Below are 25,620 nucleotides of genomic sequence, written 5' to 3'. Positions count from 1 at the left end.
GCAGCGCTTACCCGCCGCATCCTGCACGGAACAGCACGCCATCGACCCGTGCCTGCACATAGGCAGACACGTCCACCAGGCTCAGCAGCACGGCCAGCAGCGCGATGCCTGACCACGCTGCCGCCTGCTTCGCGCGGCCACCTGACTTCAGCGCAACGAGCATCAGCGGAAGCAGGCAGGCGGCGATGAACAGGCATCGAACCAGGGACGGGAGTGCTGACATGGGCATGGGCTCCCTCAGCCCTGCGCACCAGCGCCGGCAGGTACGGTCGGCGGCGCTGTGACGCCCCGACGCAAGCCGAACCACGAGCAGATGGCCGCGAAGCCGGTCGCCACACCGAGCGCGACGATGGTCTGCACATAGCTGCTGCTCGATTCGAACGACCGCGCCCCAAGTTGCACACTCAGGAACGCGCCGACCTGGTGGACCAGGAACAGCAGCCCGAACACCCTGCCCTTGACCTGGCTGCCATAGCGCTCGAAGCAGAACATCGACGTCAGGATCACGGTGCCGAGATAGCTGCTGCCGAACACCAGCGCGAACGGCAGCACACCCGCCTCTGGCACCAGCAGCAACAGCATCGCGATGCAGCGCATGGCGTAGAACGCCGCCAGCAGCCGGTGCTTGTCGAAGCGCAGCGCCAGCGCCCCCGATGCAATGCCGCTGACGAGTTCCAGCACGCCGAGCGCGCTCAGCGCGTAGCCCATTTCCATGCGGGCCACGCCGCGGTCCTGCCAGTGCGCCAGCAAGTGCACATCGATAAAGGCCATGGTCGCACCGCAGCCGAAGAATCCTGCTGCCAGCACGTAGAACACCGGATCGCGCCGCACGATCGACCATGCCGAGCCGCGTGCCTGAGTGGTCGCTGCCGCCGGGGCTGGCGGCTCCCAGCGCGACAGCAGCCAGAGCACGGCGGCTACCGGCACGGCGAAGACCATGCCGACCGCACCGAACACCGTCGTCCACGCAGCCTGCGGCTGCAGCCAGATCCAGAACGGCGACAGCACGATAAAGCCGATTGCCGTGCCGTTCGTGACGATGGCATAGGCGAGCCCCTTTCGGCGCGCCTCGAACAGGCGGTCCACGAGCACGCCCATCGGTACGAAGGTCATGGCCGCCAGCCCGAACGCACCGGCCATGCCGAACGCGAGGCTGAACCAGACCAGCGACTGGCTCCACAAGGCGGCACTGGCGTAGGCCAGGCCTGCCGCCAGTGCGCCGACGGCCGATGTGCGCAACGGCCCCACCCGGTCGCTAAGCGCACCAACGACGGGCGACATGAGGCCCGTCGCCAGCATGAACAGCGCGCTGGACCATGCGAACTGCGCGCGGCCTTGCCCGAAGTGCGACGCAAGCTGCACGAAATACACCTGGTAGACCCCTTTGACGGCGGTCGACGCGAACATCACCGCAAAGCCGGTAGCGACCAGCAGCAGCGTGACGGAACGGGAAATCGGGGGGCTTTTCATGTCGGCGGATCCTGGCGCAAGGTGGAGGGGGTGACTGTCATGCTATGGGTCGCAACGACCGCCCACCAGCAAAGGACCCGACACCTATGGCAAATTTTTAGCCATGACACCTTTAACCGATCAACCGCAAAATCTAGCCACCAAAGTACACAAGTGGCAAACTTCTGGTTAATTTCCGCCCCGGGAAGAATCAGGTTCTCCGCCCATGCCCACCGCCTACTTCCTCATGCTGCCCGGCATCCACATGCTCGACCTGGCCGGGCCGCTGCAGATCCTGTCGACCGTTGCCGAACTCGACATCGGTCCGCTCGCCGTGCGTTGTGTGGGCCCGCATTCGAGCGTGCAGGCATTCCAGGGCATCGAACTCGGCCGGGTCGGGCCCTTGCCGGCACGGCTGCTTCCGGGCGACATTGTGCTCGCCATTGGCAGCAAGATGACGGACACGCTGACCCGCTCGTCCGCCTGGCGCGATACGGCGGACTGGCTGCGCGGCGTGGCGTCTGAGGCGAAGGAACGGCCCACCATCGCCGCCGTGTGCACGGGCGCCTACCTGCTCGGCGAGGCCGGTTTGCTCGATGGGCGGGTGTGCACCACGCACTACGCCCATGTCGGCAGGCTGCGTGCGAGGCATCCGGGTGCGACCGTGGTCGACAACCGCATTTTCGTCAGCGACAGCCAAATCTGGACGTCGGCGGGCGTCGCCTCGGGCATCGACCTGGCCTTGCAGCTTGTAGCCGATGCCTTTGGCGATGACGCCGCCATTCGCGTGGCGCGCGAGAACGTGGTGCCATTCCGGCGCTTCAGCAGCGACCCGGAACTCGCGTCGAAATTCCGCTCGCGCTCGCATGGCAATGCGCTGGTCCATGCGGTGCAGGACGCCATTTCGGCCGACCTGTCGGTGGGCGTGTCCGATCCGTCATTCGCGGAAGCCTTCGCGACCAGCGTCAGGCACCTGTCACGCGTGTTCGCAAGGGAAACCGGGCTCACGCCCAAGCAATACCAGCTTGCGCTGCGCATGGACAAGGCACGCCGGCTGCTGGAGGCATCGTCACTGCCGATCGAGGAAATCGCCGAACAATGCGGCTTTGCGAGCGTGCAGGCCTTCCGTGCCTGCTGGAACAAGGCACAGCCGATGACGCCGGGAGAATTCCGGCAGGCGCATCCGGGCGAACGCATCGCCCACTGAGCACGCGCCGGACAGATCAGTGGCCGCGTGCCTTTTCGGCGGCCAGGTAAGCGTCTCGCGACGGCAGCAGGTGCCTGCGGCACAGCGCCACCAAATCGTCGCGCCGCCCTTCGCGCAGCGCCTCGATCATGGCCCAGTGCTCCTGCCGCGCGCGTTCGCGGTACGCGGCCGCGGCAAGCGTGCCGAAGCGGATCGGATGGGTGCGCCGTGCGTATTCGCCAATGGCCTGCTGCAGCACGGCGTTGTCGGTCAGCGCGAACAGTTCGCGGTGGAACGCCTGGTTGATACGGAAGACGGCGCGCGCATCCCCGGCGGCAACGGCGGCATCGTGGCGTTGCTGGATGTCGATCAGCGCCTGCAGGCGCTCGGACGGCACCGGCAAGGCGATGAGCGCTGCAGCGTGGCACTCCAGCACCTCGCGCAATCCGTAAAGCTCCACCACCTCATGCGCATCGAAGGCGCGCACGACGGCGCCGACATTGCGCTTGCGCTCCACCACGCCCATTTGTTCCAACTCTGCCAGCACCTGCCGGACCACGTGGCGCTTGAGGCCGAAGCGCGCCATCAACGCATCTTCGGTCAGCCGCTCGCGCGGGTGCAGGCGGCCGAAGACGATGTCTTCTTCGAGCGTGTCGAGCGCCTGCTCCATGGCGTCGCCGCCGTCGATGGCGGTGACCGTCGCTGCGGTAGCGGTCATGGCTCAGCCCTGCTTCGGCACGGTATCGACGGTCTGCGTGGCGCGCAAAAAGTCGAAATCCACGCCCTGGTCGGCCTGCGTCACGGTGTCGAGGAACAGCTTGCGATAGCCACGTTCCGCGCGCGGGCGTTCAACCGGCTGCGCGGCAGCGCGACGGGCAAGCTCTGCATCGTCGACCAGCAGCGCAATTTCCCGATTCGTCACTGACAGCCGGATACGGTCGCCGTTCTGCACCAGCGCCAGCGGCCCGCCGATGGCCGCTTCAGGCGTCACGTGCAGCACGATGGTGCCGGCCGCGGTGCCGCTCATGCGCCCGTCCGACACGCGCACCATGTCCTTCACGCCGGCGCGCGCGAGCTTCTTGGGGATCGGCATATAGCCGGCTTCGGGCATGCCCGGCGCGCCGGTCGGCCCGATGCGCTTGAGCACGAGGATGTCGTCGGCCTTGACGTCGAGCGACTCGTCGTCGATGCGCTGCGCCATGTCTTCGGCATTCTCGAACACCACCGCGCGCCCTTCGTGCTCCATCAGCGCCGGGTTGGCGGCCGATTGCTTGATGATGGCACCGCCCGGTGCCATGTTGCCGCGCAGCACTGCCAGGCCGCCGGCCGGATAGATCGGATTGCCGGCGCCGCGGATCACGTCCTGCGGGAACAGCGGCGGGGCTGCGTCGAGTTCTTCGCCAAGCGTGCGGCCCGAGACGGTCAGCGTGTCGAGATGCAGCAGCGGACGCAGTTCGCGCAGCAGCGTCAGCATGCCGCCCGCCTTGTGGAAGTCCTCCATGTAGTGCTGGCCCGAAGGCTTCAGGTCGACCAGCACCGGCGTTTCACGGCTCATGCGGTCGAGCCCCGCCAGATCGATGTCGATGCCCAGGCGCCCGGCGATCGCCGTCAGGTGGACGATGCCGTTGGTGGATCCGCCGATGGCCAGCAGCACGCGCAGCGCGTTCTCGAAGGCCTTGCCGGTCAGGATGCGGTCGGGCGTCAGCCGTGCGGCGGCCATGGCGACCGCGGTGGTGCCGGTGCGCTCGGCGATGCGCACGCGGTCGGCCGTGACTGCCGGGGCCGACGCGCCGCCGCTGACCATCATGCCAAGCGCTTCGGCGACGCAGGCCATGGTGCTGGCCGTGCCCATCACCGAACACGTGCCCACGCTGGCCACGAGCTGGTTGTTGACGTCGGCGATCTCCGCGCTGTCGATCTCCTCGGCCCGGTAGCGGCCCCAGTAGCGCCGGCAGTCTGTGCACGCCCCGACCCGCTCACTGCGATGCGACCCGGTCAGCATCGACCCGGTCACGAGCTGGATCGCTGGCACGCCTGCCGAAGCCGCACCCATCAACTGCGCCGGCACCGTCTTGTCGCAGCCACCGATCAGCACCACGGCGTCCATCGGCTGCGAGCGGATCATTTCCTCGGTGTCCATCGACATCAGGTTGCGCAGGTACATGCTGGTCGGCGCGGAGAAGCTCTCGTGCACCGAGATCGTCGGAAAATCCACCGGCAAGCCGCCCGCGAGCATTACGCCGCGCTTGACCGCCTCCACGAGCTGCGGCGCATTGCCGTGGCACGGGTTGTAGCTGCTGCCCGTGTTGACGATGCCGATCACCGGACGCGACAGCGCGTCGTCAGTGAAGCCCGCTCCCTTGATGAAAGCCTTGCGCAGGAACAGCGAGAAGCCCGTATCGCCGTAGTTGGTCAGGCCCTTGGCAAGGCCCTCGGTGGGGGCGGCACCGTCCTGCGGCAGCTTGGGGTCGTGGGCGGAAGGCATCCGGCATCTCCGATAAGATTATTGATAATCGAGAGGCGAAGCTTAGCCGGCCTCGGCCGCAGGCCGCAAGTGCTATGGAATTTCCGGCAAATTAATCTGTATTTGAGATCAGTCGATAGAAAAATTCTGATTCATCAATCAAGAGGCCCACCCTACACTTGGCCTCGATGACGAGCCGGGCGTCATCGGCAAGCGGCGTGGAACCGCCGCGCGCTTCCCCCCGATTCCCACAAGATCCCGGCACAGGAGACTTTCATGTCCGGCATTTCCCGCATGCCCGGCCGGGGCATTCGTGCGCCGCGCCGCGCCCTGCTGCTGTCGTCGCTGGCCTGCGCCAGCCTGCTGCTGGCCCCGTCGCTGGCCGCTGCCAACGACTACCCCAACAAGCCGATTCGCCTTGTGGTGCCCTACCCGCCGGGCGGTGCCACCGACGTCATCGGCCGCACGCTGGCCCAACACCTGTCGGCCACGCTCGGCCAGCAGGTCGTGGTCGACAACCGCGCCGGCGCTGCCGGCAATATCGGTGCGGATTTGGTCGCCAAGGCGGCACCGGACGGCTACACGCTGCTGATGGGCGCGCTGACGAGCCACGCGATCAATGCCGCGCTGTACAAGGGCCGCGTGCCGTACGACATCGAGAAGAGCTTCGCGCCGGTGGCCATCGTCGGCACCGTGCCGCTGGTCTTCGTGGTCAATCCGTCCGTCAATGCCAGCACGCTGCCGCAACTGGTGTCGCTGGCCAAATCGAAGCCGGGCACGATCACTTACGGCTCCGCGGGCAACGGCTCGCCGCAACACCTGGCCGGCGAGATGTTCAAGCGCATGGCTGGCGTGGACATGCTTCATGTGCCGTACAAGGGCAGCGGCCCGGCCATGACCGACCTGATCGGCGGCCAGGTGCTAAGCATGGTGGAAACCGTGCCCGCCGCGCAGGCCTATGTGAAGGGCGGGAAGATCCGCGCGCTGGCGGTGACGTCTTCGCAGCGCGTCAGCGCGCTGCCCGACGTGCCGACGGCGGCCGAAGCGGGCCTGAAGGACTTCGAGGTCAGCTCCATGTTCGGCATCGTCGCGCCGGCGGGCACGCCGGCACCGGTGATCGACCGGCTGAGTGCCGACCTGAAAAAGATCCTGGCCGAACCGGACGTCAAGGAAGCGCTGCTCAAGCAAGGCGCCATTGCCACGTGGACCACGCCGGCGCAGACCGGCGCGAGGATCAAGTCCGAGCTCGCGAGATGGAATACGGTGATCCGCGATGCAGGCGTGAAGCCTGAATAAGCGGCAGGCAAGCGGTCCGGGCGGGCAGCCGGCGGCTGCCGCGCCCGCTCAGGCTGCCGCCTCCTCCAGCACCCGCTCCCGCCCCGGGAATGCCGAGGCCGGAATCGGCTCGCCGAGCAGATAGCCCTGCAGCGCGTCGCAGCCGGCCTCGGTCAGGAACTTCCGCTGCGCGTGCGTTTCGACGCCCTCTGCGACGACATTGAGGCTCAGCGTCCGGCCGAGCGCAACGATTGCGGAAACGATGGCGGCGTCTTCGGTGTCATGCGCCAGGTCGCGCACGAAGCCGCGGTCGATCTTCAGTTCGCTCGCGGGAATGCGCTTCAGGTGCAGCAGGCTCGAGTAGCCCGTGCCGAAGTCGTCGATGGCGATGCGCACGCCCAGCGCGTCGAGGCTGCCGAGTATCCGCAGACTCTCGTCGACGTCATGCATGGCGGTGGATTCGGTAATCTCGAGCGTCAGGCAGTGTGGCGGTATCGCATGACGCTCGAGCACCTTCGCTACGGTGTGCAGCAGGTTCTCCTGGCAGAACTGCAGCGCCGACAGGTTGACGGCAATGGTCCATTCAGGATGGCCCGCCGCATGCCACACGGCCAGTTGCCGGCAGGCTTCGTTGAGCACCCACTCGCCGATGGCCACGATCAGCCCGCTCTTTTCCGCCAGGCCGATAAAACCATCGGGCGAGATCATGCCGTGCACAGGATGGTTCCAGCGCAGCAGCGCCTCCGCGCCGAGCAGCGGGCCGTCCGGCGCGCGATATTTGGGCTGGTAGTGCAGCACGAACTGGCTCGCGGCCAGCGCGGCACGCATGTCCTGGATCAGCACCTGACGCGCACCGGCCTGGAAATTCATCGAACTCTCGAAGAAGTAGCAGGCATTGCGGCCCGCCGCCTTGGCGTGATACATCGCCGCGTCCGCATTGGTCAGCAACGCGTGCTGGCTGTCGCCATCGTCCGGATACACCGCGATGCCGATGCTGGCCGACACATGCAGCGCCTGCCCTCCGGCCTGCACCGGCTCGCAAATGGCAGTCAGAAGGCACTGGGCCAGCACGCCGGCAGCGTCCGGCGTATCGACTTCCACCAGGACTACGAACTCATCGCCGCCGACACGCGCTACCGTGTCGATGCCATGTTCGGGCAAACCGAGCCGCCGCGCGATCTCCAGCAACAGCGTGTCGCCGGCCTGGTGACCATAGGAATCGTTGATGCCCTTGAAGCCGTCCAGGTCGATGAACAGCACGGCAAAACGCTTGCCGCCACGACTGCTGGCCTGCACGATGCGCAGGAACCGGTCATCGAGCAGCGCGCGGTTCGGCAGCCGGGTCAGCTTGTCGTGCATGGCCAGGAACGAAAGCTCTTCATTGGCTTCGGTGAGCGCCTGCACCAACAGGCCGGTACGCATCTCCAGCCGCATGTCGAGCACCGACGTGATCAGCGCCACGGCCAGCACGCACAGCGTGATGACGACGATCGGCAGCGTCAGCATGCCACTGTCCAGACCGGTCCGCGCCGCGCCGCAGACACTGCCCGGCGCAATGCTGGCCGCAGCCATGCCGGTGTAGTGCATGGCCGCAATGGCGCTGCCCATCACCAGCGCGGCGCCCATGCGCAACTGGCGCACGCGCGGCATCTGCCGGCGCAGGCGGAATGCGATCCACAGTGCAGCCCCCGATGCCGCCACCGCGATCACGATCGACAGCGCAAAGAGCAACGGGTCGTAGTCGATGCCGGGCCGCATCCGCAGGGCCGCCATGCCCATGTAGTGCATGGAACTCACCGCCGCGCCCATTCCGAGCGCGCCCAGGCACAGGCGCCGCCAGGGCAGGTGCTCCAGCGACACCAGCTTCAGCGCAAACGCCGAAGCCAGCACGGCGATCACGAGCGACAGCAGCGTCACCACCGGGTCGTAGCCCAGCCGGATCGGCAACTGGTAGGCCTGCATGCCAACGAAATGCATGGCCCAGATGCCGAGCCCCATGGCCATCGCCCCGCCGGCCAGCCACAGGTGAGCAGCCCGCCCGCGGGCAGACACGATGCGCCCGGACAGGTCCAGCGCGGTATAGGACGCCAGGACGGCGATCAGGAGCGAGAAAAGGACAAGCAGCAGGTCGTAGCTGGGAGCCATGGCAGATACGGGGGCGGCGCAGGCGGGAATCCTGCTGGTTCGGGGCTTTAACGGCGCAAGCGGGTGCGGATTGAGGGAATTATCCGTCAGGCGGCGTTCGATACGGGCCCCAACGACAGACGGAGAAGCTATGGCTGCATGCCGGCCAGCCTTTCGACCGAGGTCCGCAAGCCGTTCAGGATCGTGTCGGCCACGCGCTGCGGGAATCCTGGCGGAAGCATGGCTCCCACGGTATCGATTACCGCGGGCGTCCGGGCTATCAACCGCTCGATCACCGGCTCCGCATCGGTGCCCAGGAAACATTGCGACGCCATGGCATTGAAGTGCCGGCGCTGGATGTTGCGCAGCGCATAGTGCCGGCTCTTGCCAGCGACGGCCATGGCCAGCTTGGTGCGATGCCACGAGAACTGGTTCGGACCATCTCCAATGACCGGCCAGACCGACATGACGTCATAGAGCGGCGTCATCCGGTAGCGCCCGCCGGCCAGCAGGCGGATGCTGAAGTTCTTCGCATGTCCGTCTGGCGCGGCAAGCAGCCAGAACAGCAGTTGGGCGCTGAACAGCGTTTCCAGGTCCTGCATCGGGGTTTCGGAATTGCGCAGCACGGTCGCGATCCGCTCCATGCCCGGACCGCCATCGGCTTCGTACTTCTGCAGCGAACTCAGCCCGAAGACCTGGCAGAAATCCTCCTGCGGGAGGCGCAGCAACCAGTTTCCCGAAGCATGCATCTGGCGGTCGAAGCGGCTCACGCTCAGCACCTTCTGCTCGCCGAACGTCAGCATTTCGCTATGCGCGACCGGCAGCCCGTAGGCGCCAAGGATATTCAGGCATAGCCATTCGTTCTCGACCGATGCGCTCAGGTCGGCGCGCCGGTTGCCAACCAGCCCGAGGGGCAGCTTCAGGATATGCGTGGTCGGCGTGGCACCGTGCGGGCGCAGCCATTGCCCCGCATGCCGCAGCAGCGCCGTCTTTTCCTGCGCGCCGGCAATCGAGATGCGAAAGTCGTCGTCCCGATCATGTCCCGGTGCCGGCGTCGACACGGTGTCGCGCAGCCATTGCTCGATCTGCCTGTCGGACAGCGGTTCGCCCTCGATGCGGTCATGGCCTGCGGGGATCTCGTCCTCCCCGAGCAGCTGTACCGCGCCGACGCAATCGCGGCCAATCGCCGACAGCAGCGCAAAAGCATCGGTCGAGCCGGTCCCGAACCGCATGGCCAGTCGCCGCCGGATCGGTTCGCTGTCGGGCAACAGGTTGTCGAAGTAGTGATGCACCGGTTCGCCACGGATGACCTTCCGGGTACCCAATGCATAGTCGAGAGACAGCGACAGCGGTCGGCCCGTGTCCGAGTGCATCCATGCCGTGTCGTACTCGAACTCCGTCGCCGCACTGCCCGGATTGCGCCATGTTCCCACGCGCTGGCCATTGGCCCAGACCGACAGCGCCGGTGTCCGCGTCTTGCGTACGGTCATGGTCACCACCCCGCCTCGGCATCCACGCCGCCATGCTTTTCCTGCACCACCAGTTCGAGTCCGAGCACCCCCATCAAGGCCAGCAACTGGTCTACGCTGATGCTGCCGGGGTTCAGCTCCATGTGGGACATACGACTCTGGCTGATATTGAGCCTGGCCGCCGTTTCGCTCTGGTTCAGGCCTGCGGCCTTGCGGGCGCCCTGAAGCACCTGGCTGACCTGCAAGGGGGTGGAAAGGACTTGTTTCATGTGGTTCACCTTGCGCCCGCTTTTTACCCATGTGGTTGCTAAATCTAATTTACCAATGTCATAGGTATTTCGCAAATACCCATGACATCGTTATTCCAAAAATAGCGATGTCATGGGTATTTAATATGCCTCATAGCGCATATTTTTCCGGCCGGTGTTGCACCAAGGCGTCTCATCCCCCGTTTGGGGCATTGGCATTGGCCAGATTTCGCCCACCATGACAGGAATAGCCAGGCACGCGCCTGGAGCGGTCAAAGGAATCCCGAGTTGAGCGACCAAGCCTTGCTGCGCCGCGCCATCGAGGCGGCGCATCACCTGGAAGATCCGGCGCCGCCGTGGACGGACATCCTGACCGCGGCGCGCGACGTGGTCGGCGCGGACAGCGGCTCGCTGTTGATATTCGACGGCAGCGGCGCCCTGCTCCACCTGTCGCAGGTCGGCGTGGACGCCGACGGCGAACGCGACTACCGCGAGCATTTCCACACGCTGGACCGCTTCGCGCACGACGCCATGCGCCAGCCCGCAGGCCAGTGGATGGACACCAGCCGCATGTACGCGCTCGCGCAGTTTCGCAATACCGAGTACTACGCCGATTTCATGGTGAAGTACCGCATGGCGCAGGTCCAGGCCTACATCCTTGCCGATGCGCCGACCCTGCGTGCCGCAATCAGCTTCCAGCGCGGCACCGTCGACATGGGCGCGTCCGACCGTCTCGAACGCGGCCCCGCGGCAGCTTTCTTCCACACATTGCGCGACGGGATCGCGCGCAGGCAGCATGCCGTGTACAGCCACCTTGCCAACCTCGAAGAAGCATTCTCCTCGTTCGACGAGGCCATTTGCCTGGTCGGCCCGACCGGAGCCGTGATGCGGGTTTCGCCGCTGGCCCGGGAAATCTTCGCCGGACCGATGTTCGCCGAGCGCCATGGCACCATCTGGCATGCCGACCCGCGCATGCGCGCGATGCTGCTGCAGTCCGTGGCCATGACTTGCCAGACCGGCGTCCGCCAAAGCATGACGATTCCCGCCGGCACCGGCGTCACGGTCACCATCGACATGGTGGTGGCCGGGCCCTCGCTGCGCGTGGCCGGCGAACGCTGCGTGCTGATGCGCATGCAACGCCGCGGCAGCGAAGACAAGCAACCGGACCCGGACCACCTTGCCGCGGTGTTCCGCATCACGCCGGCGGAGGCCCGCGTGCTCGCCGCGCTTGTGGCGGGCCAGACGGCCGCAGCCTATGCCGCCTCGGCGGGCGTATCGGTCAATACCGTGCGCAAGCAGATCGCCATGCTGATGACGAAGATGCAGTGCAACCGGCAGTCGGAACTGGTCAGGAAGGCGATCCTGGGACAGGGATAGCGCCTGCCCGCTCAGACTCGCTGCAGCACGCGCAACGCATCGACCAGCCCGGCGCCCTGGAACTCGCGGTCGCGTCCGAGATCCGTCGCGGTATCGCACAGCAGCGCCTTGACCTTCGCGGGCTGGCCCATCAGTTCGCCATTGCGCGACAGCAGCAGCGCCGCCACGCCCGACACATGCGGTGCCGCCATGCTGGTGCCGTCCATCGACGCGAGCGTGCCGCCCGGCACGGTCGAGGTGACCTTCTCCCCTGGCGCGACCAGGTCGGGCTTGATGCGGCCGTCACCAGTCGGGCCATGGCTGGAGAAGTAGGAGATGCCATAGCGCATCGGATCGGTGCGGTGCGTGGCGCCCACGGTGATGACCGACTGCGCATTGCCCGGGTCGGTGATGGTCTGGCCGCGGAAGCCCGCGCCCATGTGGGCCGCGGCATACGCTTCGTCATAGCCGTAGTTGCCGGCCGCCGCGACCACGATCACGCCATTGCCGACAAGCCGGTCGCATTCGACGCATACCGGCGTGCTGCCGCAGGCGTAGTTGCGCACGTCGTGGTGCAGCGCCAGGCTCAGATTGACGCCATGCACGTACTGCCCGTCGCGGCTCTGGTTCAGCCAGCGCACGTACTGCAACGCGCCGAGAATGCCGAATTCATCGCCCCGCCCCTGTGCGTCGAAGATGCGCAGGTCCAGCAGTTCGACGCGCGGGCAGATGCCCGTCACGTTGACGGGCCCGGCCAGCTCATCTGGCACGCGCAGCGGCTCGGGCCGATCAAGGTACATCGACGACAGCCAGTTGGCACCAATGATGCCGGCCACGTGCGTACCGTGGCTGCCCACGGGCGCCACGTACTGCGCGGCGTCCGCGTGCGGGATCTCCAGCAGTGGCTCGATCACCGACCAGTCGATCATGCGGCCCGCGGCCAGGTCGCGCGCCACGGCTTCGATACGCTTGCGGACTTCCGCATCGTCCGCGCCGCCCTTGCTCTTGGGCAAAGACGGCAGGCGTCCGCTCGTGATCGCCGATAACCGCGTGAAATCCAGCGTCCGCACCACGCGCGACAGGCGCGGTTCGATCAGGCCGTCGCGCAAAGGCAATGGCCCCGGAAAACGATCGAGGTCCGCGAACGCGGGATGGCGTGCATCGATTCCCGAATCGATCACGGCCCAGCGCACGCCCTGCCCGCCCGTGTCGAACACGCGAATCGCCGCATCAGCCTTGACGGTGCGGCGCGACGCGAACACCGCATGCTCGACGTCGCGGTTGACCGAAACGCGCCAAAGCGGCGTGCCGGCGCCGGCACCTGCACCGCAGTCGCCCTCCACGCATTGCCACAGCGCCTGCAGCACCTGCTGGCTGTCCTGCATGACACGCTGGCGCAGTACCGCGGGCGGGTAGCTGTCATCCGACAAACCTAGCAGCGTCATACCGACATAGAGCGCCGCAACATTGACGAGCCGTCCGAGCGCCTCGCTGCATTCGCCACCGAGCCCCCCAAAGCGCGTGCGCGCCGCCGTATGGCCGATGTCCTTGAACCGCGCCACCGCCGTTTCGCTGGCGACATGCGCCAGCACCGCTTCGCCAAGCCAGCGCGCAAACGCTTCGCCGGCCAGGCTGTGCGCCAGCGCCTTGCGCGCCGCCGCCGACATGCCCGCGGCGCCGACCGGGCGGCGCACCTGGGTGTCCCACCAGGGCGTCAACGGCAGCAGCCGCAGCAGTTCGAAGAAATCGATATTTGCCAGAAGGTGCGATTCGTTGGCGGCCAGGAACCGGCCTGCCGGCGCGTCCGGCTCCGCCAGTGCCGGCAGGCGCTGCAGCACGGCGGTGCGCAGCGCGGCCACGCCAGCGGCGTTGTGGGGCGTGAGCAGCAGCCCGTGCGGCGCGCCGAACGACTTGTCCTGCGCGTACATCAGCCACACTTCGGCGCTGACCGGCAGGTCGCTCGTGAAATGGTCCGGCTCTGGCGCGCAGCCGGCATAGATCAGCAGATACGCCGCACGGCGTTCCGTCGGGTTCATTGGGGGTCCCCTCGTGTCGCTGTGACGTCCACACAGCTTAGGATGGCATGCCGGACTTCACCAGTTACTGTCGTTTCGCACAGGCTCAGGCACGGCGCACGATGCCGGCCGCAGGCCGTATACTCTGCGGCTGAGGCCACGACCTCCCCCGCGCAGCGCGCCAATGCGGCGACCGCAACAGGTACCGCTACAAGAGCCGCCGCGCGCCACCGAATATCCAACAACATCGAATCAGTTACGGAGTCGCAGCATGCGTGTCGCATTCCTCGGGCTTGGCGTCATGGGCTTCCACATGGCCGGCCACCTGGCCGCCAAGGGCCATGAAGTCGTTGTCTACAACCGCACCGCGGCCAAGGCGCAGGCCTGGGTCGAGAAGTTTGGCGGCAAGGCGGCCGACACCCCGGCACAGGCCGTCAGGCAGGCCGACGTGGTCTGTTCGTGCGTGGGTAACGACGACGACCTGCGCTCGGTGCTGACCGGCCCGGATGGCGCGTTCTTCGCCGCGCCCACAGGCTGCATCTTCGTCGACCACACCACCGCCAGCGCCAACGTGGCGCGTGAACTCTACGCAGCGGCGCGCGAACGCGGCCTGCATTTCATCGACGGCCCCGTGTCCGGCGGCGAAGTCGGCGCGGAGAAAGGCATCCTGACCATCATGTGCGGCGGCGATGCCGACGTCTACACGCGCGCCGAGCCGGTGATCGCCGCGTATGCGCGCGCCGTGACGCGCATTGGCGAAGCGGGCGCCGGGCAGCTCGCGAAGATGGTCAACCAGATCAGCATCGCCGGCCTGATCCAGGGCCTGTCCGAAGCCATCGCGTTCGGCGAACGCGCCGGCCTGGACATGAAGCTGGTGCTCGACGTCATCAGCAAGGGCGCGGCCGGTTCCTGGCAGCTCGAGAACCGCGGCCCGACCATGATCGAAAACAAGTTCGACTTCGGCTTCGCCGTGGACTGGATGCGCAAGGACCTGGGCCTGTGCCTGGACGAGGCGCGCCGCAACGGCGCGAGCCTGCCGGTCACCGCGACGGTCGACCAGTTCTATGCCGACCTGCAGCAGATGGGCTGCGGCCGCTCGGACACCTCGTCGCTGATCAAGCGCCTGCGCCGCTTTTCGCAGAACTGAGCGATCCGGACGGCACCTGGCCGTCCGACAATTCCTACATGGCAATCGGCCTGCGCCGGAAAGGCCCGGCGTACCCCTGTGCCTAAGCTGGAAAGCATGAGCACGGATGGCGGCATCCGTGCGCGGCTCAGGAGACGACCATGTGGAAAATCGCAATTGCGCTGCTGGTTAGCGCTGGCATGGGCCTCGCCGGCTGTACCGCGGCCGGTGCAGTGGCCGGTGGCGTAGCAGGTCACGAACTGACGCACGGCAGCACCGCTGGCACCGTGGGCGGCGCGGTGGTCGGTGGCGTGGTCGGCCACGAACTCGGCAAGTAGAACTCGGCAATAGCCCTGAATCTGAACCGAGCGCCCATCCCATTCAACGCCCGCTGTTCGCGCAGCGGGCGTTTCCATGTGTGCGCAAGTCTTGTGCAAACCGCCTTCAACGGTTTCGCATGCGTCCTGAATATATTTGCCAGGGCCGATCTAGCTGCGCGCACGCAACTGGCGATACGCATTATTCGGCTAGGATAGGCAGCAAGCCACCCCAATCCCGTCCCCATGACACCCGCCACCACGCCTGATACGCGCCTGTCGGCCACACCCGCCTCCCATGCCCGTCACTGGATCGGCGGCACGCTCGCTGCCTGGCTGCTTGCCTGCGCCGCAAGCGCCGCCGCGCAGCCGCTATGGTTCGCCAGCGGACGCCCCACGCCCGACGCCCAGCAGGCGGTGTCCGCACTGGCCGGTGCGCAGGCGGATGGCCTGGTGCCGCAGGACTACGATGCCGAGGGCCTGAAACGCGCGCTTGCGGAAGCCGCCACCGGCCCGCAGCCTGCTCCCGAGGCCATCGACAAGCTCGACAACTCGCTCAGCGACGCCATGCGGCGCTACCTGTCTGACCTGCACAGCGGCCGGGTCGATCCGCGCAAGGTGCACGCCAATTTCACGGCGCCGCCATCGGCGGCGTTCGAGCCCGACAGTTACCTGCGCGCCGCCGTGGCCGGCCACCGGGTGCCCGAAGCCATCCGCGAGGCCGCGCCGTCATTCCCGCTCTATGGCACGCTGCGCGATGCGCTCGCGCACTACCGGACGCTGGCCGCGCAACCGGGCTGGGACCGCTCGTTGCCGGCCCTGCCCGGCGGCAAGCTGGCGAGCGGCCAGACGTATAGCGGGCTTGCGGACCTGGCGCGGCGCCTGCAGGTGCTTGGCGACATGGCCGCCGATGCGCCGACGCCCAAGCGCTATAGCGGCGCGGTCGTGGACGGCGTCAAGGCCTTCCAGGCACGCCACGGGCTCGAAGCGGATGGCGTGATCGGCGCCGGCACGCTGGCGCAGCTCAATACCACGCCGACCGCGCGCGTGCGGCAGATCGAGCTGACCATGGAGCGCCTGCGCTGGACCCCGCTCGCCGACAGCCCGCGCATGATCGTGGTGAACATCCCCGAGTTCATGCTGCGCGCGTATGACTACAGCGGCGGCAAGCTCGATATCAAGCTCGAGATGAAAGTCATCGTCGGCAAGGCGCTCGACACGCGTACGCCGCTGTTCAAGGAGGACATGCGCTATATCGAGTTCAGCCCGTACTGGAACGTGCCGCCGTCGATCGCGCGCTCGGAGACCATCCCGAAATTGCGGCGTGATCCGGCCTATTTCACGCGGCAGGGCTTCGAGTTCGTCTCCAATGGCAAGGCTGTCACCACGCTGTCCGACGCCAACCTGGACGCCGTGCTGAACGGGCGCATGCGCATCCGCCAACGCCCCGGCCCGATGAACGCGCTCGGCGACATCAAGTTCGTCTTCCCCAACAACCAGAACATCTACCTGCACCACACGCCCACGCCGCAACTGTTCAAGCGCGACCGGCGCGACTTCAGCCACGGCTGCATCCGGGTCGAGGAACCCGTGGCGCTGGCGAAGTTCGTGCTGCAGGACATGCCCGGCTGGACCGAGGAGCGTATTCGCCAGGCGATGACCAAGGGCCAGTCCAATACCGTGGCGCTGCAGCAGCCGCTGCCGGTGGTGCTTGCCTATGGCACCGCGATTGCCCGCGCCGATGGCCGGGTATACTTCCTGCCTGACATTTACGGTCAGGACAAGTTGCTGGACCAGGCGCTGCGCGAGAAGACCGCGCGCCGGCCCGCCAGCGTGCCGGCCTCGGCACCGGCCACCCCAGATGCCCCGGATGCCTCTCGCCGCCCGGCGCCAACGCAGAACCCGATATGAAGCACACCCGCACCCCCTCCCGCCGCCGTTTCCTGCAACACACCGGCGGCCTGGCGATCGGCGCCGGCCTGGCCGCGCTGTCGCCGCAACTGGCGCTGGCCAATGTATCCGGCGCGCGCAGTCTGTCGTTCGACCACACGCATACCGGCGAACACTTGTCGCTGGTGTTTGCGCTTGGCGACCAGGTGCTGCCGCAGGCACAGACCACGCTGAACAATTTCCTGCGCGATCACTACTCCGGCCAGGTCGGCGTGATCGATCCGCAGCTTTTCGGGCTGCTATTCGAACTGCGCCGCACGCTCGGCAGCGAATCCCCGTTTCAGGTGATCTCGGGATATCGCAGCCCCGTCACCAACGCGCGCCTGCGGCGCACGGGCGGCGGCGGCGTGGCAAAACACAGCCTGCATATGGACGGCAAGGCGATCGACATCCGCCTGCCCGGTGTTGCGCTGACCGACCTGCGCGATGCGGCCATGTCGCTGGGCGTGGGCGGCGTCGGCTTCTACGCGCGCGAGGACTTCGTGCACATTGATACCGGGCGCGTGCGCCACTGGGGCTGACCGCGCCGCACTGCTACGGCAGAAATCGCGCGCAACTGCTGCTGTCCGCGCGCCGGGGCCATCGCTAGCCTTGAGTCTGTGCCACGCCGAGCAGGCGTGGCTGGCCCAAGAGCGATGCGAGACCAGCCCCCATGTACCTCTATGACTCCACCGACCAGCAACTGGTCGACGAGCGCGTTACCCAGTTCTCCGACCAGACCGCACGCTTCCTGAGCGGCAAGCTCACGGAAGACGAATTCCGTGTCCTGCGCCTGCAGAACGGGCTGTACATCCAGCGCCATGCGCCGATGCTGCGCGTGGCCATTCCCTACGGCATGCTGGTCTCGCGCCAGCTGCGCAAGCTTGCCGAAATCTCGCGGCGCTGGGACCGCGGCTACGGCCACTTCAGCACGCGCCAGAACATGCAGTTCAACTGGCCGCGTTTGGAAGATGCGCCCGCCATCCTGGCCGAACTCGCCACGGTGCAGATGCATGCGATCCAGACCAGCGGCAACTGCATCCGCAATACCACCACGGACCACTTCGCCGGCATCGCGCCCGATGAAGTCGTGAACCCGCTGGTGTGGTGCGAGATCATCCGCCAGTGGTCGATGCTGCATCCCGAATTCGCGTTCCTGCCGCGCAAGTTCAAGATCGCTGTCAGTGGCGCCAGCACCGACCGCGCCGCGGTGGGCGTACACGACATCGGGCTGCAGGCGGTCGAACGCGACGGCGAAACCGGCTTCCGCGTCTGGGTGGGGGGCGGCATGGGCCGCACGCCGATGGTCGGCAAGGAAATCGGCGAATTCGTGCACTGGTCCGACCTGCTCACCTACCTGCAGGCAATTCTGCGCGTCTACAACCTGCATGGCCGGCGCGACAACAAGTACAAGGCGCGCATCAAGATCCTCGTGAAGGACCTCACGCCGGAAGTCTTCGCGCAGCAGGTCGATGAACACTGGCAGCGCATCCGCGGCGGCCCCGATACCGTCGATGCGGACTTTGTGCGCGCCATCGCCACGCGCTTCACCACGCCGGATTACGACGCTGCCGCCGCTCACGACGACGATCCGAACACCGCGCTGGCCGCCGCCAACCCGCGCTTCGCGCGCTGGCTGCGCAGCAACGTGCATGCGCACCGTGTGCCGGGCTACGCGGCCGTCACCGTGTCGCTGAAGGCGACCGGCACGCCGCCCGGCGATATCACCGCCGACCAGATGGAAGCCGTAGCCGACCTTGCGGACCAGTACGGCTGCGGCGAGCTGCGCGTCTCGCACGAACAGAACCTGATCATCGCCGACGTGCGCCGCGCGCGCCTGCATGAACTGTGGCAGCAACTGCAGACGTGGAACCTGGCCACGCCGAATATCGGGCTGCTGACCAACATCATCGCCTGCCCGGGCGGCGATTTCTGCTCGCTGGCCAATGCGGTATCGATTCCGCTGGCCGAGGCCATCCAGCAGCGCTTCGACGATCTCGACTACCTTTACGAGATCGGTGAACTCGACCTGAACATCTCGGGCTGCATCAATTCTTGCGGGCACCACCACGTCGGCCATATCGGCATTCTCGGCGTCGACAAGGCCGGCGAGGAGTGGTACCAGGTCACCCTCGGCGGACGCCAGGGCGGACCGTCGGGAGCCGCGATCGGCCGCATCATCGGGCCATCGTTCGCGCGCGATGAAATTCCCGACGTGGTCGAGCAACTGATCAACAGCTACATCGCCATGCGCGACAGCGAAGCCGAGCGATTCATCGACGTGGTCGAGCGTGCCGGTATCGAACCGTTCAAGGCTGCGGTCTACCAGAACCCGGTGATTGCAACGCGCCGTCAGCAAGCGGAGGCAGCCCGTGTCTGACGCACTGCAACTCAACGTCATTCGCAACGGCACGCTGGAATCCGACGCGTGGCAGGCGCACGTCGCGGAGGATGGCACCGCAGCGCCGCTGCCGCCCGACAGCGCGGGCTGGCTGGTCACGCTGCAGACCTGGCAAGCGCATCGTCACCAGCTGCGCACGCGGCAGCATGCCGTGGCGGTCTATCTGCCGTCCGATGCGGATCCCGAGGCGCTGCTCGAACCTGGCGCGCACACGATCGACCCGGCCGGCATCGCGCATATCGCCATCGACTTCCCGGTCTACACCGACGGGCGCGGCTATTCGCTCGCGCAACTGCTGCGCACGCAATACGGCTGGCATGGCGAGCTGCGCGCGGTTGGCGACGTGATGATCGACACCGTGCACTACCTCGCGCGCTGCGGCTTCGACAGTTTCGCGGTCAAGCCCGGCCATGATCCCGAGGCCGCGCTCGCGGCGCTGAAGTCGTTCACCGTGCATTACCAGCGCGCTTACCGAAAGCCGCTGGCACCCGTTTCGCGCGCATAGCCCGCATAGCCTTCAGATCCGCAGACCCGCTTCATCGCGGGCCAGTCTGCGTATCAACGACACCATCCAGGCGGCCAGCCCCGCGACGGCAAAGACGACCAGCGCGCGGCCCGCCGCGCCCTGCTGGTCCGCCAGATACACGCTGCAAAGCTGTTGCGGCGCGTCCTGGTAGAGCAGCCCCGCGACCAGCGTCATGGCGCTCCAGTTGATCACGAAGAACGCCTGCAGTACGACGCCCGCACGCGGCCACGACACACGCCACGCGAAGCCAGCCACGATCATGCTTGCGACCTTGGCGACGGACCAGCGCGGATCGAGCACGGCAAGGTCCAGCGCGACAGGAAGCATCCAGTAGCTGGTGATAGCCGTTGCGGCCACCAGGCCGGGCAAGCCGCGCTGGTTCCAGCGTGCAAAAGCATGCGCGTTCCCGCCCGAATACATCGCAGCGACGATACCCAGCGCGAGCAGCAGCGGCAGCTCGATCGCCATATGCCGCACCATGGATGCTTCCAGCCATCCACGCAGCAGCGCGAGCGCGGCCAGCCCCATGCCGGGCAGCAAGACCCATGCCGACCGCTCAACGCTGCGCATGGACGATGTCGGCCAGCACCGCGTCGGGCCGGTCGATGTCGTAGGCGCGGGCCAGCCTGCCCTGCCCGTCGATCAGGAAATGCGCGGCGTTGTGGACATAGTCGCCGCGGCCATCGGGCAGCACGACGACGCCGAACGCCTTCAGCAGCGCCGGCATGTCCGCAGCGTCAGCCACGGTGGCCATGCGCCAGACGGCAGGATCGGCGCCCTGCTTGCGGCCATAGGCGCGGAGCACATCGGGTGTGTCGCGACTCGGGTCAAAGCTGATGGCCAGCAACTGGTAGTGATCCGCAAGGCCGCGCGCGACGAGTTGCGCCTGCAGGTACGCCTGCCCGGACGCACTGCTGCGGCAGACAGTCAGGCAGTGCGTATAGATGAACGTGACGAGTGTCTGCCGGTGCGCGTTGCCAGGCTCCCGCAAGCGGACACGATGCCCGGAGGCATCAGCCAATATCACGTCGGGCAATGCGACCGGCGCACGCGCCAGGTCAAATTGCCTCGCGCCGTCCGACGTCACCACACGGAAGCCGCGTGTCGCATGGCCGAACGCGATCACTGACAGCGCACTGACGAAGGCGGCCGCAACGATAGTGCCTCGCCAGCCGCCGGTCATCACTGCGCCCCGGCCAGCGTGTGCAACTCGTCGCTATGCCACGGGTCCTTGCGCGATGCACTCCACTTGCGGGCCGCGGCAACGGCCACTGCATCGATCGCAGGCGCCTGGTTGCCCCACTCGCTGCGGATATGCGTGAGCACCGCGGCCAGCTCGGCATCGCTCAGTTGCTCGCCGAAGGCGGGCATCGCGCCGTTGTAGGTCGCCCCGAGGATATCGATGGGCCCGGTCAGGCCGTGCAGCACGATCTGCGACAGCACGACCGGATCCCCCGTCACCAGCGACGATCCCGCCAGCGGCGGGAATACGCCGGGCAGGCCTTGCCCAGTGGCCTGGTGGCAGGCCTGGCAGTTCGCGGCGAACAGCTGCTTGCCATCGGCCACGCGGGCGCCCCCGGCCGCACCCTGGGCTGCGAGTGCCCGCGTGTCGCGGCGATCGCCAAGCTGCGCAAGGCCGTCCGCGCGTTCGGTCCAGATATAGCTGGCGGCCCAGACCACGAGCCCGGCCACGAGGCCGAGCACGATCTTCGGCACCGGGTTGTGCTGCTCGTGCGGGTCGGCGTGTTCAGTCTTGTGGCTGGGCTCGGGCTTCATCTGGGGCATGGCTCTTCTTGGTGCTGGCGGCAAGTGCGAGGCCGTTGGCCACGCTCGCCTCGGTCGGGGTCAGAACGGGATAGGTATGGCGCAAGCCGGTCAGGTACGCCACCAGGTCCAGCGCCTGCGGCGTGGCCACGATGGTCTTGCCGGCCGGCGCGGTGCCCGGCGGCAGCGACACCACGCGGTCGTCCTTGCCGACGGCGTCGCTATCCTTCGTCTCGAACAGGAAGGGATAGGCCGGCATGATGCTGCCCGGCACATACGCGCGCGGCTGGTAGAGGTGGCCCAGGTGCCAGTCCGCACTCGGCTGGCGCACGCCGATATTGAAGAGATCGGGGCCAGTGCGCATGGTGCCGAGCAGCGGCGGATCGTCGTAGTGATAGTCCGCTGCGACCGACGGCCGGCCCCAGCCGCGCTGCGCATCGGCAATGCCGGCGCCCGTGGAACTCGGCTGCTGCGTATGGCAGGCAATGCAGCCGTTGGCCATGTAGATTTGCCGGCCGCGCAATTGCGCGCTGCTGTAAGGCGCGAGTTCCTTTGGCGCCGGCACATCCTTCAGTTGCAGGAACGGCACCACGATCATGGCGCAGGTCGCCAGCGACAGCGTCACCATCGCGCCGCCTACGAGCTTGAGTTCGTTTTCCATCGTCGTCGGTCGTTCAGGCCAGGGATTCGGAAACCATGCGATCGCGCTGCGGCAGCGTGGCGGGACGGAACGCCATCAGCGCGAAGTGGAAGGCAAAGACAAGGTGGCCCAGCGTCATCAGCGCGCCGCCGATCGAGCGCCCCTGCAGCCAGGGCAAGGTCACCGCAACCGATTCCATGAACGGCCGCGCGGGATTCAGCAGCGCCAGGCCCTGCAGCACGCCGCCGATCGTCAGCGTCACGAGGTAGATCGCGAAGCCGGCCACGACGAGCCAGAAGTGTGCGGCGATCAGCGCGGGCTTCGGCCACGGCGCATCGACGATACGCGGCATGGCGAAATAGATGCCGCCGAAGATCACCATCGACACGAAGCCATACATGCCCAGGTGCGCGTGTGCGACGGTGAAATGCGTGAAGTGCGTGATGGCGTTGAGCGAGCGCAGTGCCTCGAACGAGCCCTGCACCGACGCCAGCGTGTACATGATCGCGCCGAGCACCACGAAGCGTAGCGTCGGCGAACGCCTGAGCACGCCGAAATGGCCCTTGAGCGTCAGGTGCTGGTTCACCGAGAACGCGACCACCGGGATGATCATCATCACGCTCTGCACGATCGACAGCGTGATCAGCCAGCCGGGAATCGGCCCGCCGATCAGGTGGTGCGCGCCGACCTGCCCATAGAAGAACGCCAGCGTCCAGAAGCCGAGCAGCGACAGGTTGTACGACTGCACCGGCTTGCCGATGACCTTGGGCAGGAAGTAATACACCGCGGCAATCGACAGCGGCGTGTAGAACAGCCCGAGCACGTTATGGCCGAACCACCAGTTCATGGTCGCCTGCTCCACGCCGAAATGCACGCCCGGCACCTTGGCGACGATGTAGAGCACCGGGAACCAGAACAGCGCCGCGCCCATGTACCACACCGACACGTAGAGGTGATGCACCTGGCGCCGCTGCAGCATCAGCACCAGCGGCACGCCGATCAGCATGCCGCCCACGGCGAACAGCAGGCCGATCTGCCATGGGATCTCCAGCCATTCCATGCCTGCGTTGATGCCGCTCGCAATGGCGCCGAGCCCGGCCACAAGCCCCGCGTTCCAGATCAGCGTGCCGATCAGCGCGAAGCGTCCGCCGCTCAACGGTGTGCGCAAGAGGCGCGGCATCATCCAGATCGCCAGGCCCAGCAGGCCCATCGGCGCCCAGCCGTAGGCCACCGCGTTCAGGTGCAGCACGCGCATGCGGCCAAACGTCTGCCACGCCTGGCTCGTCAGGAAGTCCGGCAGGTGCAGCTTGAGGGAGCTGACCAGCCCGGCGGCCGACGCCACGACCAGCCAGACCACGGCACAGCTAAGCAGCAACAGGGCCGGCAAGGCGCTGGATCGGTCGGCTTCGGCGCGCGCAGCGAGCTCCTCGGCCAGGTCGGCGTCAGCGGCCATCGTCGCGCTCACACCCGAGGGGTCTTCGGGCCGGCCGACCTCGCCGCTCGCGAAGATGGTCCGGGCGCCGCTCGACTCCAGGTCGAACAGGCCCTTCCTCAGCGACCAGATAAAGGCGAACAGGCCGCCGATCGAGAGCAGGAAGGTAAGCAGCAGCAGGCTTGTGGGGTCCATGGCATTCGGGGGCAAATCGGAAGCATGTGGGGGCTGCTTCCGGGGAATTATCCGGCCAATGCTAGAGGGGCCAACTCTGGTGCAACAGCAGCAAAACTGGCGGAAATTACCGGAGCAGTGCTTGCCGGCGTGCTACGTTTTGTCGCAGTGCCGCCTGAATTTCCCAATACAGGGCCCGAGCCTGTGGCCAGGTTTGTGGGGACTGCCTGCATCCATTACAGTTGATGAAACCTAGAAAAGGACAAGATCAGATGACAGGCGCCCCCCGGCAGATGACCCGCTATGAAGAACTGGCGGAGGACATCGCCCAGTCCATCCATGCCGGCGTGCTGCGCCTCGGCGATCGGCTGCCGTCGGTCCGCCAGGCCAGCACCGGCCGCGGCGTAAGCCAGTCGACCGTGTTCCAGGCCTACTACCTGCTCGAGGCGCGGGGCCTGATCCGCGCGCGCGAGCGGTCGGGCTACTACGTGGCCACGGGCTCGCGCCAGCTGGCGCCGGAGGCGGAAACGCCATCGGCGCCGGTGCAGGAATCCGGCCCGGTCGATGTCAGCGAACTGGTCTTCAAGGTGCTGGAATCCACCATGCGGCGCGACGTGGTCCCGTTCGGCTCGGCGTTCCCAAGCCCCCTGCTGTTCCCGATGCAGCGCCTGGCCAAGACCATGGCCACGACCGTGCAGAAGCTCGACCCGTGGGCCAGTGTCGACGACCTCACGCCCGGCAATGCAAACCTGCGCCGCCAGATCGCGCTGCGCTACCTGGCCGACGGGCTGACCGTGCAGGCCGACGAGATCGTCGTGACCAACGGCGCGCTGGAGGCATTGAACCTCTGCCTGATGGCCGTCACGCGGCCCGGCGATGCGGTGGTGATCGAAAGCCCGACGTTTTACGCGGCACTTCAGGCGCTGGAGCGTTGCGGCCTCTCTGCCATCGAAGTGCCCACGCATCCGCGCGAGGGCATCGAGCTGGGTGCGCTGGAGCAGGCGCTGCAGCGGCACCGCCCGAAGGCGTGCTGGCTCATGACCAACTTCCAGAACCCGCTTGGCTCGCTGATGCCCGATGCGAAGAAGCAGGCACTAGTCGAATTGTTGGCGCGGTATGAGGTACCGCTGATCGAAGATGACGTTTATGGCGAGCTCTACTTCGGCACGCGGCGGCCCACACCGGCCAAGGCCTTCGACAAGGCCGGGCTGGTCATGCACTGCGCATCGTTCTCGAAGTGTCTGGCGCCCGGCTATCGCGTGGGCTGGGCCGCGCCGGGCCGCTTCGCGCGCGAAGTCGCGCGGCTCAAGCTGACCACGACGCTGGCCGGCTCGGCGCCCGCGCAGGTGGCCATTGCGGCGTATCTGGAAAAAGGCGGTTATGACCGGCACCTGCGCCAGCTCAGGCACGCGCTGATGTTGCGGCAGGATGCCGTGGCGCAGGCAGTGGCGCGGCACTTCCCGCCCGGCACGCGCGCCACGCGCCCGGCGGGCGGGTATTTCCTGTGGATCGAACTGCCCGAAGGCACCGACACGCTGGCGCTGCAACAGCTGGCGCTGTCGCACGGCATCAGCATCGCGCCGGGGCCGATCTTCTCGGCGCGGCACAGCTTCCGCAATTGCCTGCGGCTCAACTACGGACACGAGTGGGACAAGCGTGCCGAAACCGCGCTGGCCACGCTGGGCCGGTTGGCCGGCGCGGTGGCCGGCACGCGGCCGTAACGGG

The 25,620-nt window shown here is 67.0% G+C and carries 23 protein-coding genes; 10 read left to right on the top strand and 13 right to left on the bottom strand.

Going from position 1 to position 25,620, the window contains the following annotated elements; translation table 11 throughout:
• Positions 1 to 7: 7 nt before the first annotated feature.
• Positions 8 to 223, bottom strand: coding sequence for a hypothetical protein (locus tag KHO41_RS02450; protein WP_211951720.1), 216 nt, complete (start codon positions 221 to 223; stop codon positions 8 to 10).
• 14 nt (positions 224 to 237) lie between these two features.
• A complete protein-coding gene (locus tag KHO41_RS02445; RefSeq protein WP_211951719.1) occupies positions 238 to 1,470 on the bottom strand; it encodes an MFS transporter in 1,233 nt (410 codons plus the stop codon).
• 205 nt (positions 1,471 to 1,675) lie between these two features.
• On the opposite strand from KHO41_RS02445, the gene KHO41_RS02440 reads away from it, so the two are divergent.
• On the top strand, positions 1,676 to 2,656 hold the full coding sequence (locus tag KHO41_RS02440) for a GlxA family transcriptional regulator (RefSeq protein WP_211951718.1): 981 nt from the start codon (positions 1,676 to 1,678) through the stop codon (positions 2,654 to 2,656).
• 16 nt (positions 2,657 to 2,672) lie between these two features.
• On the opposite strand, the gene KHO41_RS02435 is transcribed toward KHO41_RS02440, so the two are convergent.
• Both KHO41_RS02435 and KHO41_RS02430 read right to left on the bottom strand, forming a co-directional pair.
• The gene (locus KHO41_RS02435) at positions 2,673 to 3,353 is read right to left on the bottom strand and encodes a GntR family transcriptional regulator (RefSeq protein WP_211951717.1); all 681 of its coding nucleotides are present in this window, start codon (positions 3,351 to 3,353) and stop codon (positions 2,673 to 2,675) included.
• A 3-nt stretch (positions 3,354 to 3,356) separates the two neighbouring features.
• Complete coding sequence (locus tag KHO41_RS02430; RefSeq protein WP_211951716.1) at positions 3,357 to 5,120, bottom strand: IlvD/Edd family dehydratase; 1,764 nt, start codon at positions 5,118 to 5,120, stop codon at positions 3,357 to 3,359.
• A 255-nt stretch (positions 5,121 to 5,375) separates the two neighbouring features.
• On the opposite strand from KHO41_RS02430, the gene KHO41_RS02425 reads away from it, so the two are divergent.
• Positions 5,376 to 6,395, top strand: coding sequence for a Bug family tripartite tricarboxylate transporter substrate binding protein (locus tag KHO41_RS02425; protein WP_211951715.1), 1,020 nt, complete (start codon positions 5,376 to 5,378; stop codon positions 6,393 to 6,395).
• 48 nt (positions 6,396 to 6,443) lie between these two features.
• Here KHO41_RS02425 and KHO41_RS02420 read toward each other — a convergent pair whose 3' ends face one another.
• The 3 genes from KHO41_RS02420 to KHO41_RS02410 all read right to left on the bottom strand — a co-directional run bounded on the left by KHO41_RS02420 (position 6,444) and on the right by KHO41_RS02410 (position 10,236).
• The gene (locus KHO41_RS02420) at positions 6,444 to 8,519 is read right to left on the bottom strand and encodes a putative bifunctional diguanylate cyclase/phosphodiesterase (RefSeq protein ID WP_211951714.1); all 2,076 of its coding nucleotides are present in this window, start codon (positions 8,517 to 8,519) and stop codon (positions 6,444 to 6,446) included.
• A gap of 128 nt (positions 8,520 to 8,647) precedes the next feature.
• The gene (locus tag KHO41_RS02415; protein WP_211951713.1) at positions 8,648 to 9,988 is read right to left on the bottom strand and encodes a type II toxin-antitoxin system HipA family toxin; all 1,341 of its coding nucleotides are present in this window, start codon (positions 9,986 to 9,988) and stop codon (positions 8,648 to 8,650) included.
• Between the two features lie 2 nt (positions 9,989 to 9,990).
• Positions 9,991 to 10,236, bottom strand: coding sequence for a helix-turn-helix domain-containing protein (locus KHO41_RS02410; RefSeq protein ID WP_211951712.1), 246 nt, complete (start codon positions 10,234 to 10,236; stop codon positions 9,991 to 9,993).
• Between the two features lie 267 nt (positions 10,237 to 10,503).
• Here KHO41_RS02410 and KHO41_RS02405 point away from each other — a divergent pair, with 267 nt between their 5' ends.
• Entirely contained in the window at positions 10,504 to 11,592 is a 1,089-nt protein-coding gene (locus tag KHO41_RS02405) for a helix-turn-helix transcriptional regulator (protein ID WP_211951711.1), read from the top strand.
• A gap of 11 nt (positions 11,593 to 11,603) precedes the next feature.
• On the opposite strand, the gene KHO41_RS02400 is transcribed toward KHO41_RS02405, so the two are convergent.
• Complete coding sequence (locus KHO41_RS02400) at positions 11,604 to 13,607, bottom strand: S8 family peptidase (RefSeq protein WP_211951710.1); 2,004 nt, start codon at positions 13,605 to 13,607, stop codon at positions 11,604 to 11,606.
• Between the two features lie 163 nt (positions 13,608 to 13,770).
• Between KHO41_RS02400 and KHO41_RS02395 the strand changes: the two genes are divergently transcribed.
• The 6 genes from KHO41_RS02395 to KHO41_RS02370 all read left to right on the top strand — a co-directional run bounded on the left by KHO41_RS02395 (position 13,771) and on the right by KHO41_RS02370 (position 19,864).
• Positions 13,771 to 14,733 (top strand): NAD(P)-dependent oxidoreductase, encoded by a 963-nt coding sequence (locus KHO41_RS02395; protein ID WP_376989606.1) that lies wholly within the window; start codon positions 13,771 to 13,773, stop codon positions 14,731 to 14,733.
• Positions 14,734 to 14,873: 140 nt separating this feature from the next.
• The gene (locus KHO41_RS02390) at positions 14,874 to 15,050 is read left to right on the top strand and encodes a glycine zipper 2TM domain-containing protein (RefSeq protein ID WP_211951708.1); all 177 of its coding nucleotides are present in this window, start codon (positions 14,874 to 14,876) and stop codon (positions 15,048 to 15,050) included.
• A gap of 225 nt (positions 15,051 to 15,275) precedes the next feature.
• Positions 15,276 to 16,940: a L,D-transpeptidase family protein gene (locus KHO41_RS02385; RefSeq protein ID WP_244873687.1), complete on the top strand. Its 1,665-nt coding sequence runs from the start codon at positions 15,276 to 15,278 to the stop codon at positions 16,938 to 16,940.
• Positions 16,937 to 17,500, top strand: coding sequence for a YcbK family protein (locus KHO41_RS02380; RefSeq protein ID WP_211951707.1), 564 nt, complete (start codon positions 16,937 to 16,939; stop codon positions 17,498 to 17,500). The genes KHO41_RS02385 and KHO41_RS02380 overlap by 4 nt, the downstream gene beginning before the upstream one ends.
• Before the next feature lie 131 nt (positions 17,501 to 17,631).
• The gene (locus KHO41_RS02375) at positions 17,632 to 19,338 is read left to right on the top strand and encodes a nitrite/sulfite reductase (protein ID WP_211951706.1); all 1,707 of its coding nucleotides are present in this window, start codon (positions 17,632 to 17,634) and stop codon (positions 19,336 to 19,338) included.
• Positions 19,331 to 19,864: a DUF934 domain-containing protein gene (locus tag KHO41_RS02370; protein ID WP_211951705.1), complete on the top strand. Its 534-nt coding sequence runs from the start codon at positions 19,331 to 19,333 to the stop codon at positions 19,862 to 19,864. The genes KHO41_RS02375 and KHO41_RS02370 overlap by 8 nt, the downstream gene beginning before the upstream one ends.
• A gap of 12 nt (positions 19,865 to 19,876) precedes the next feature.
• Here the strand turns inward: KHO41_RS02370 and KHO41_RS02365 are convergent, their stop codons facing one another.
• Genes KHO41_RS02365 through KHO41_RS02345 form a run of 5 tightly spaced genes read right to left on the bottom strand, consistent with a single transcriptional unit; the run spans position 19,877 to position 23,916 of the window.
• Positions 19,877 to 20,455 carry a hypothetical protein gene (locus tag KHO41_RS02365; protein ID WP_211951704.1) on the bottom strand — a complete coding sequence of 193 codons (579 nt, stop codon included), beginning with the start codon at positions 20,453 to 20,455 and terminating at the stop codon, positions 19,877 to 19,879.
• Complete coding sequence (locus tag KHO41_RS02360) at positions 20,442 to 21,068, bottom strand: SCO family protein (protein WP_211951703.1); 627 nt, start codon at positions 21,066 to 21,068, stop codon at positions 20,442 to 20,444. The genes KHO41_RS02365 and KHO41_RS02360 overlap by 14 nt, the downstream gene beginning before the upstream one ends.
• Positions 21,068 to 21,670 (bottom strand): c-type cytochrome, encoded by a 603-nt coding sequence (locus KHO41_RS02355; protein WP_244873686.1) that lies wholly within the window; start codon positions 21,668 to 21,670, stop codon positions 21,068 to 21,070. Before KHO41_RS02355 ends, KHO41_RS02360 begins: the two co-directional genes overlap by 1 nt.
• A complete protein-coding gene (locus tag KHO41_RS02350; protein WP_211951702.1) occupies positions 21,633 to 22,310 on the bottom strand; it encodes a cbb3-type cytochrome c oxidase subunit II in 678 nt (225 codons plus the stop codon). The genes KHO41_RS02355 and KHO41_RS02350 overlap by 38 nt, the downstream gene beginning before the upstream one ends.
• A gap of 13 nt (positions 22,311 to 22,323) precedes the next feature.
• Entirely contained in the window at positions 22,324 to 23,916 is a 1,593-nt protein-coding gene (locus KHO41_RS02345; RefSeq protein WP_211951701.1) for a cbb3-type cytochrome c oxidase subunit I, read from the bottom strand.
• A 272-nt stretch (positions 23,917 to 24,188) separates the two neighbouring features.
• On the opposite strand from KHO41_RS02345, the gene KHO41_RS02340 reads away from it, so the two are divergent.
• Complete coding sequence (locus KHO41_RS02340; protein WP_211951939.1) at positions 24,189 to 25,616, top strand: aminotransferase-like domain-containing protein; 1,428 nt, start codon at positions 24,189 to 24,191, stop codon at positions 25,614 to 25,616.
• Positions 25,617 to 25,620: the final 4 nt, after the last annotated feature.

This window comes from Cupriavidus numazuensis, from assembly GCF_905397435.1.
GTDB lineage: Bacteria > Pseudomonadota > Gammaproteobacteria > Burkholderiales > Burkholderiaceae > Cupriavidus > Cupriavidus numazuensis.
This window is presented reverse-complemented; position numbering and strand designations above follow the sequence as displayed.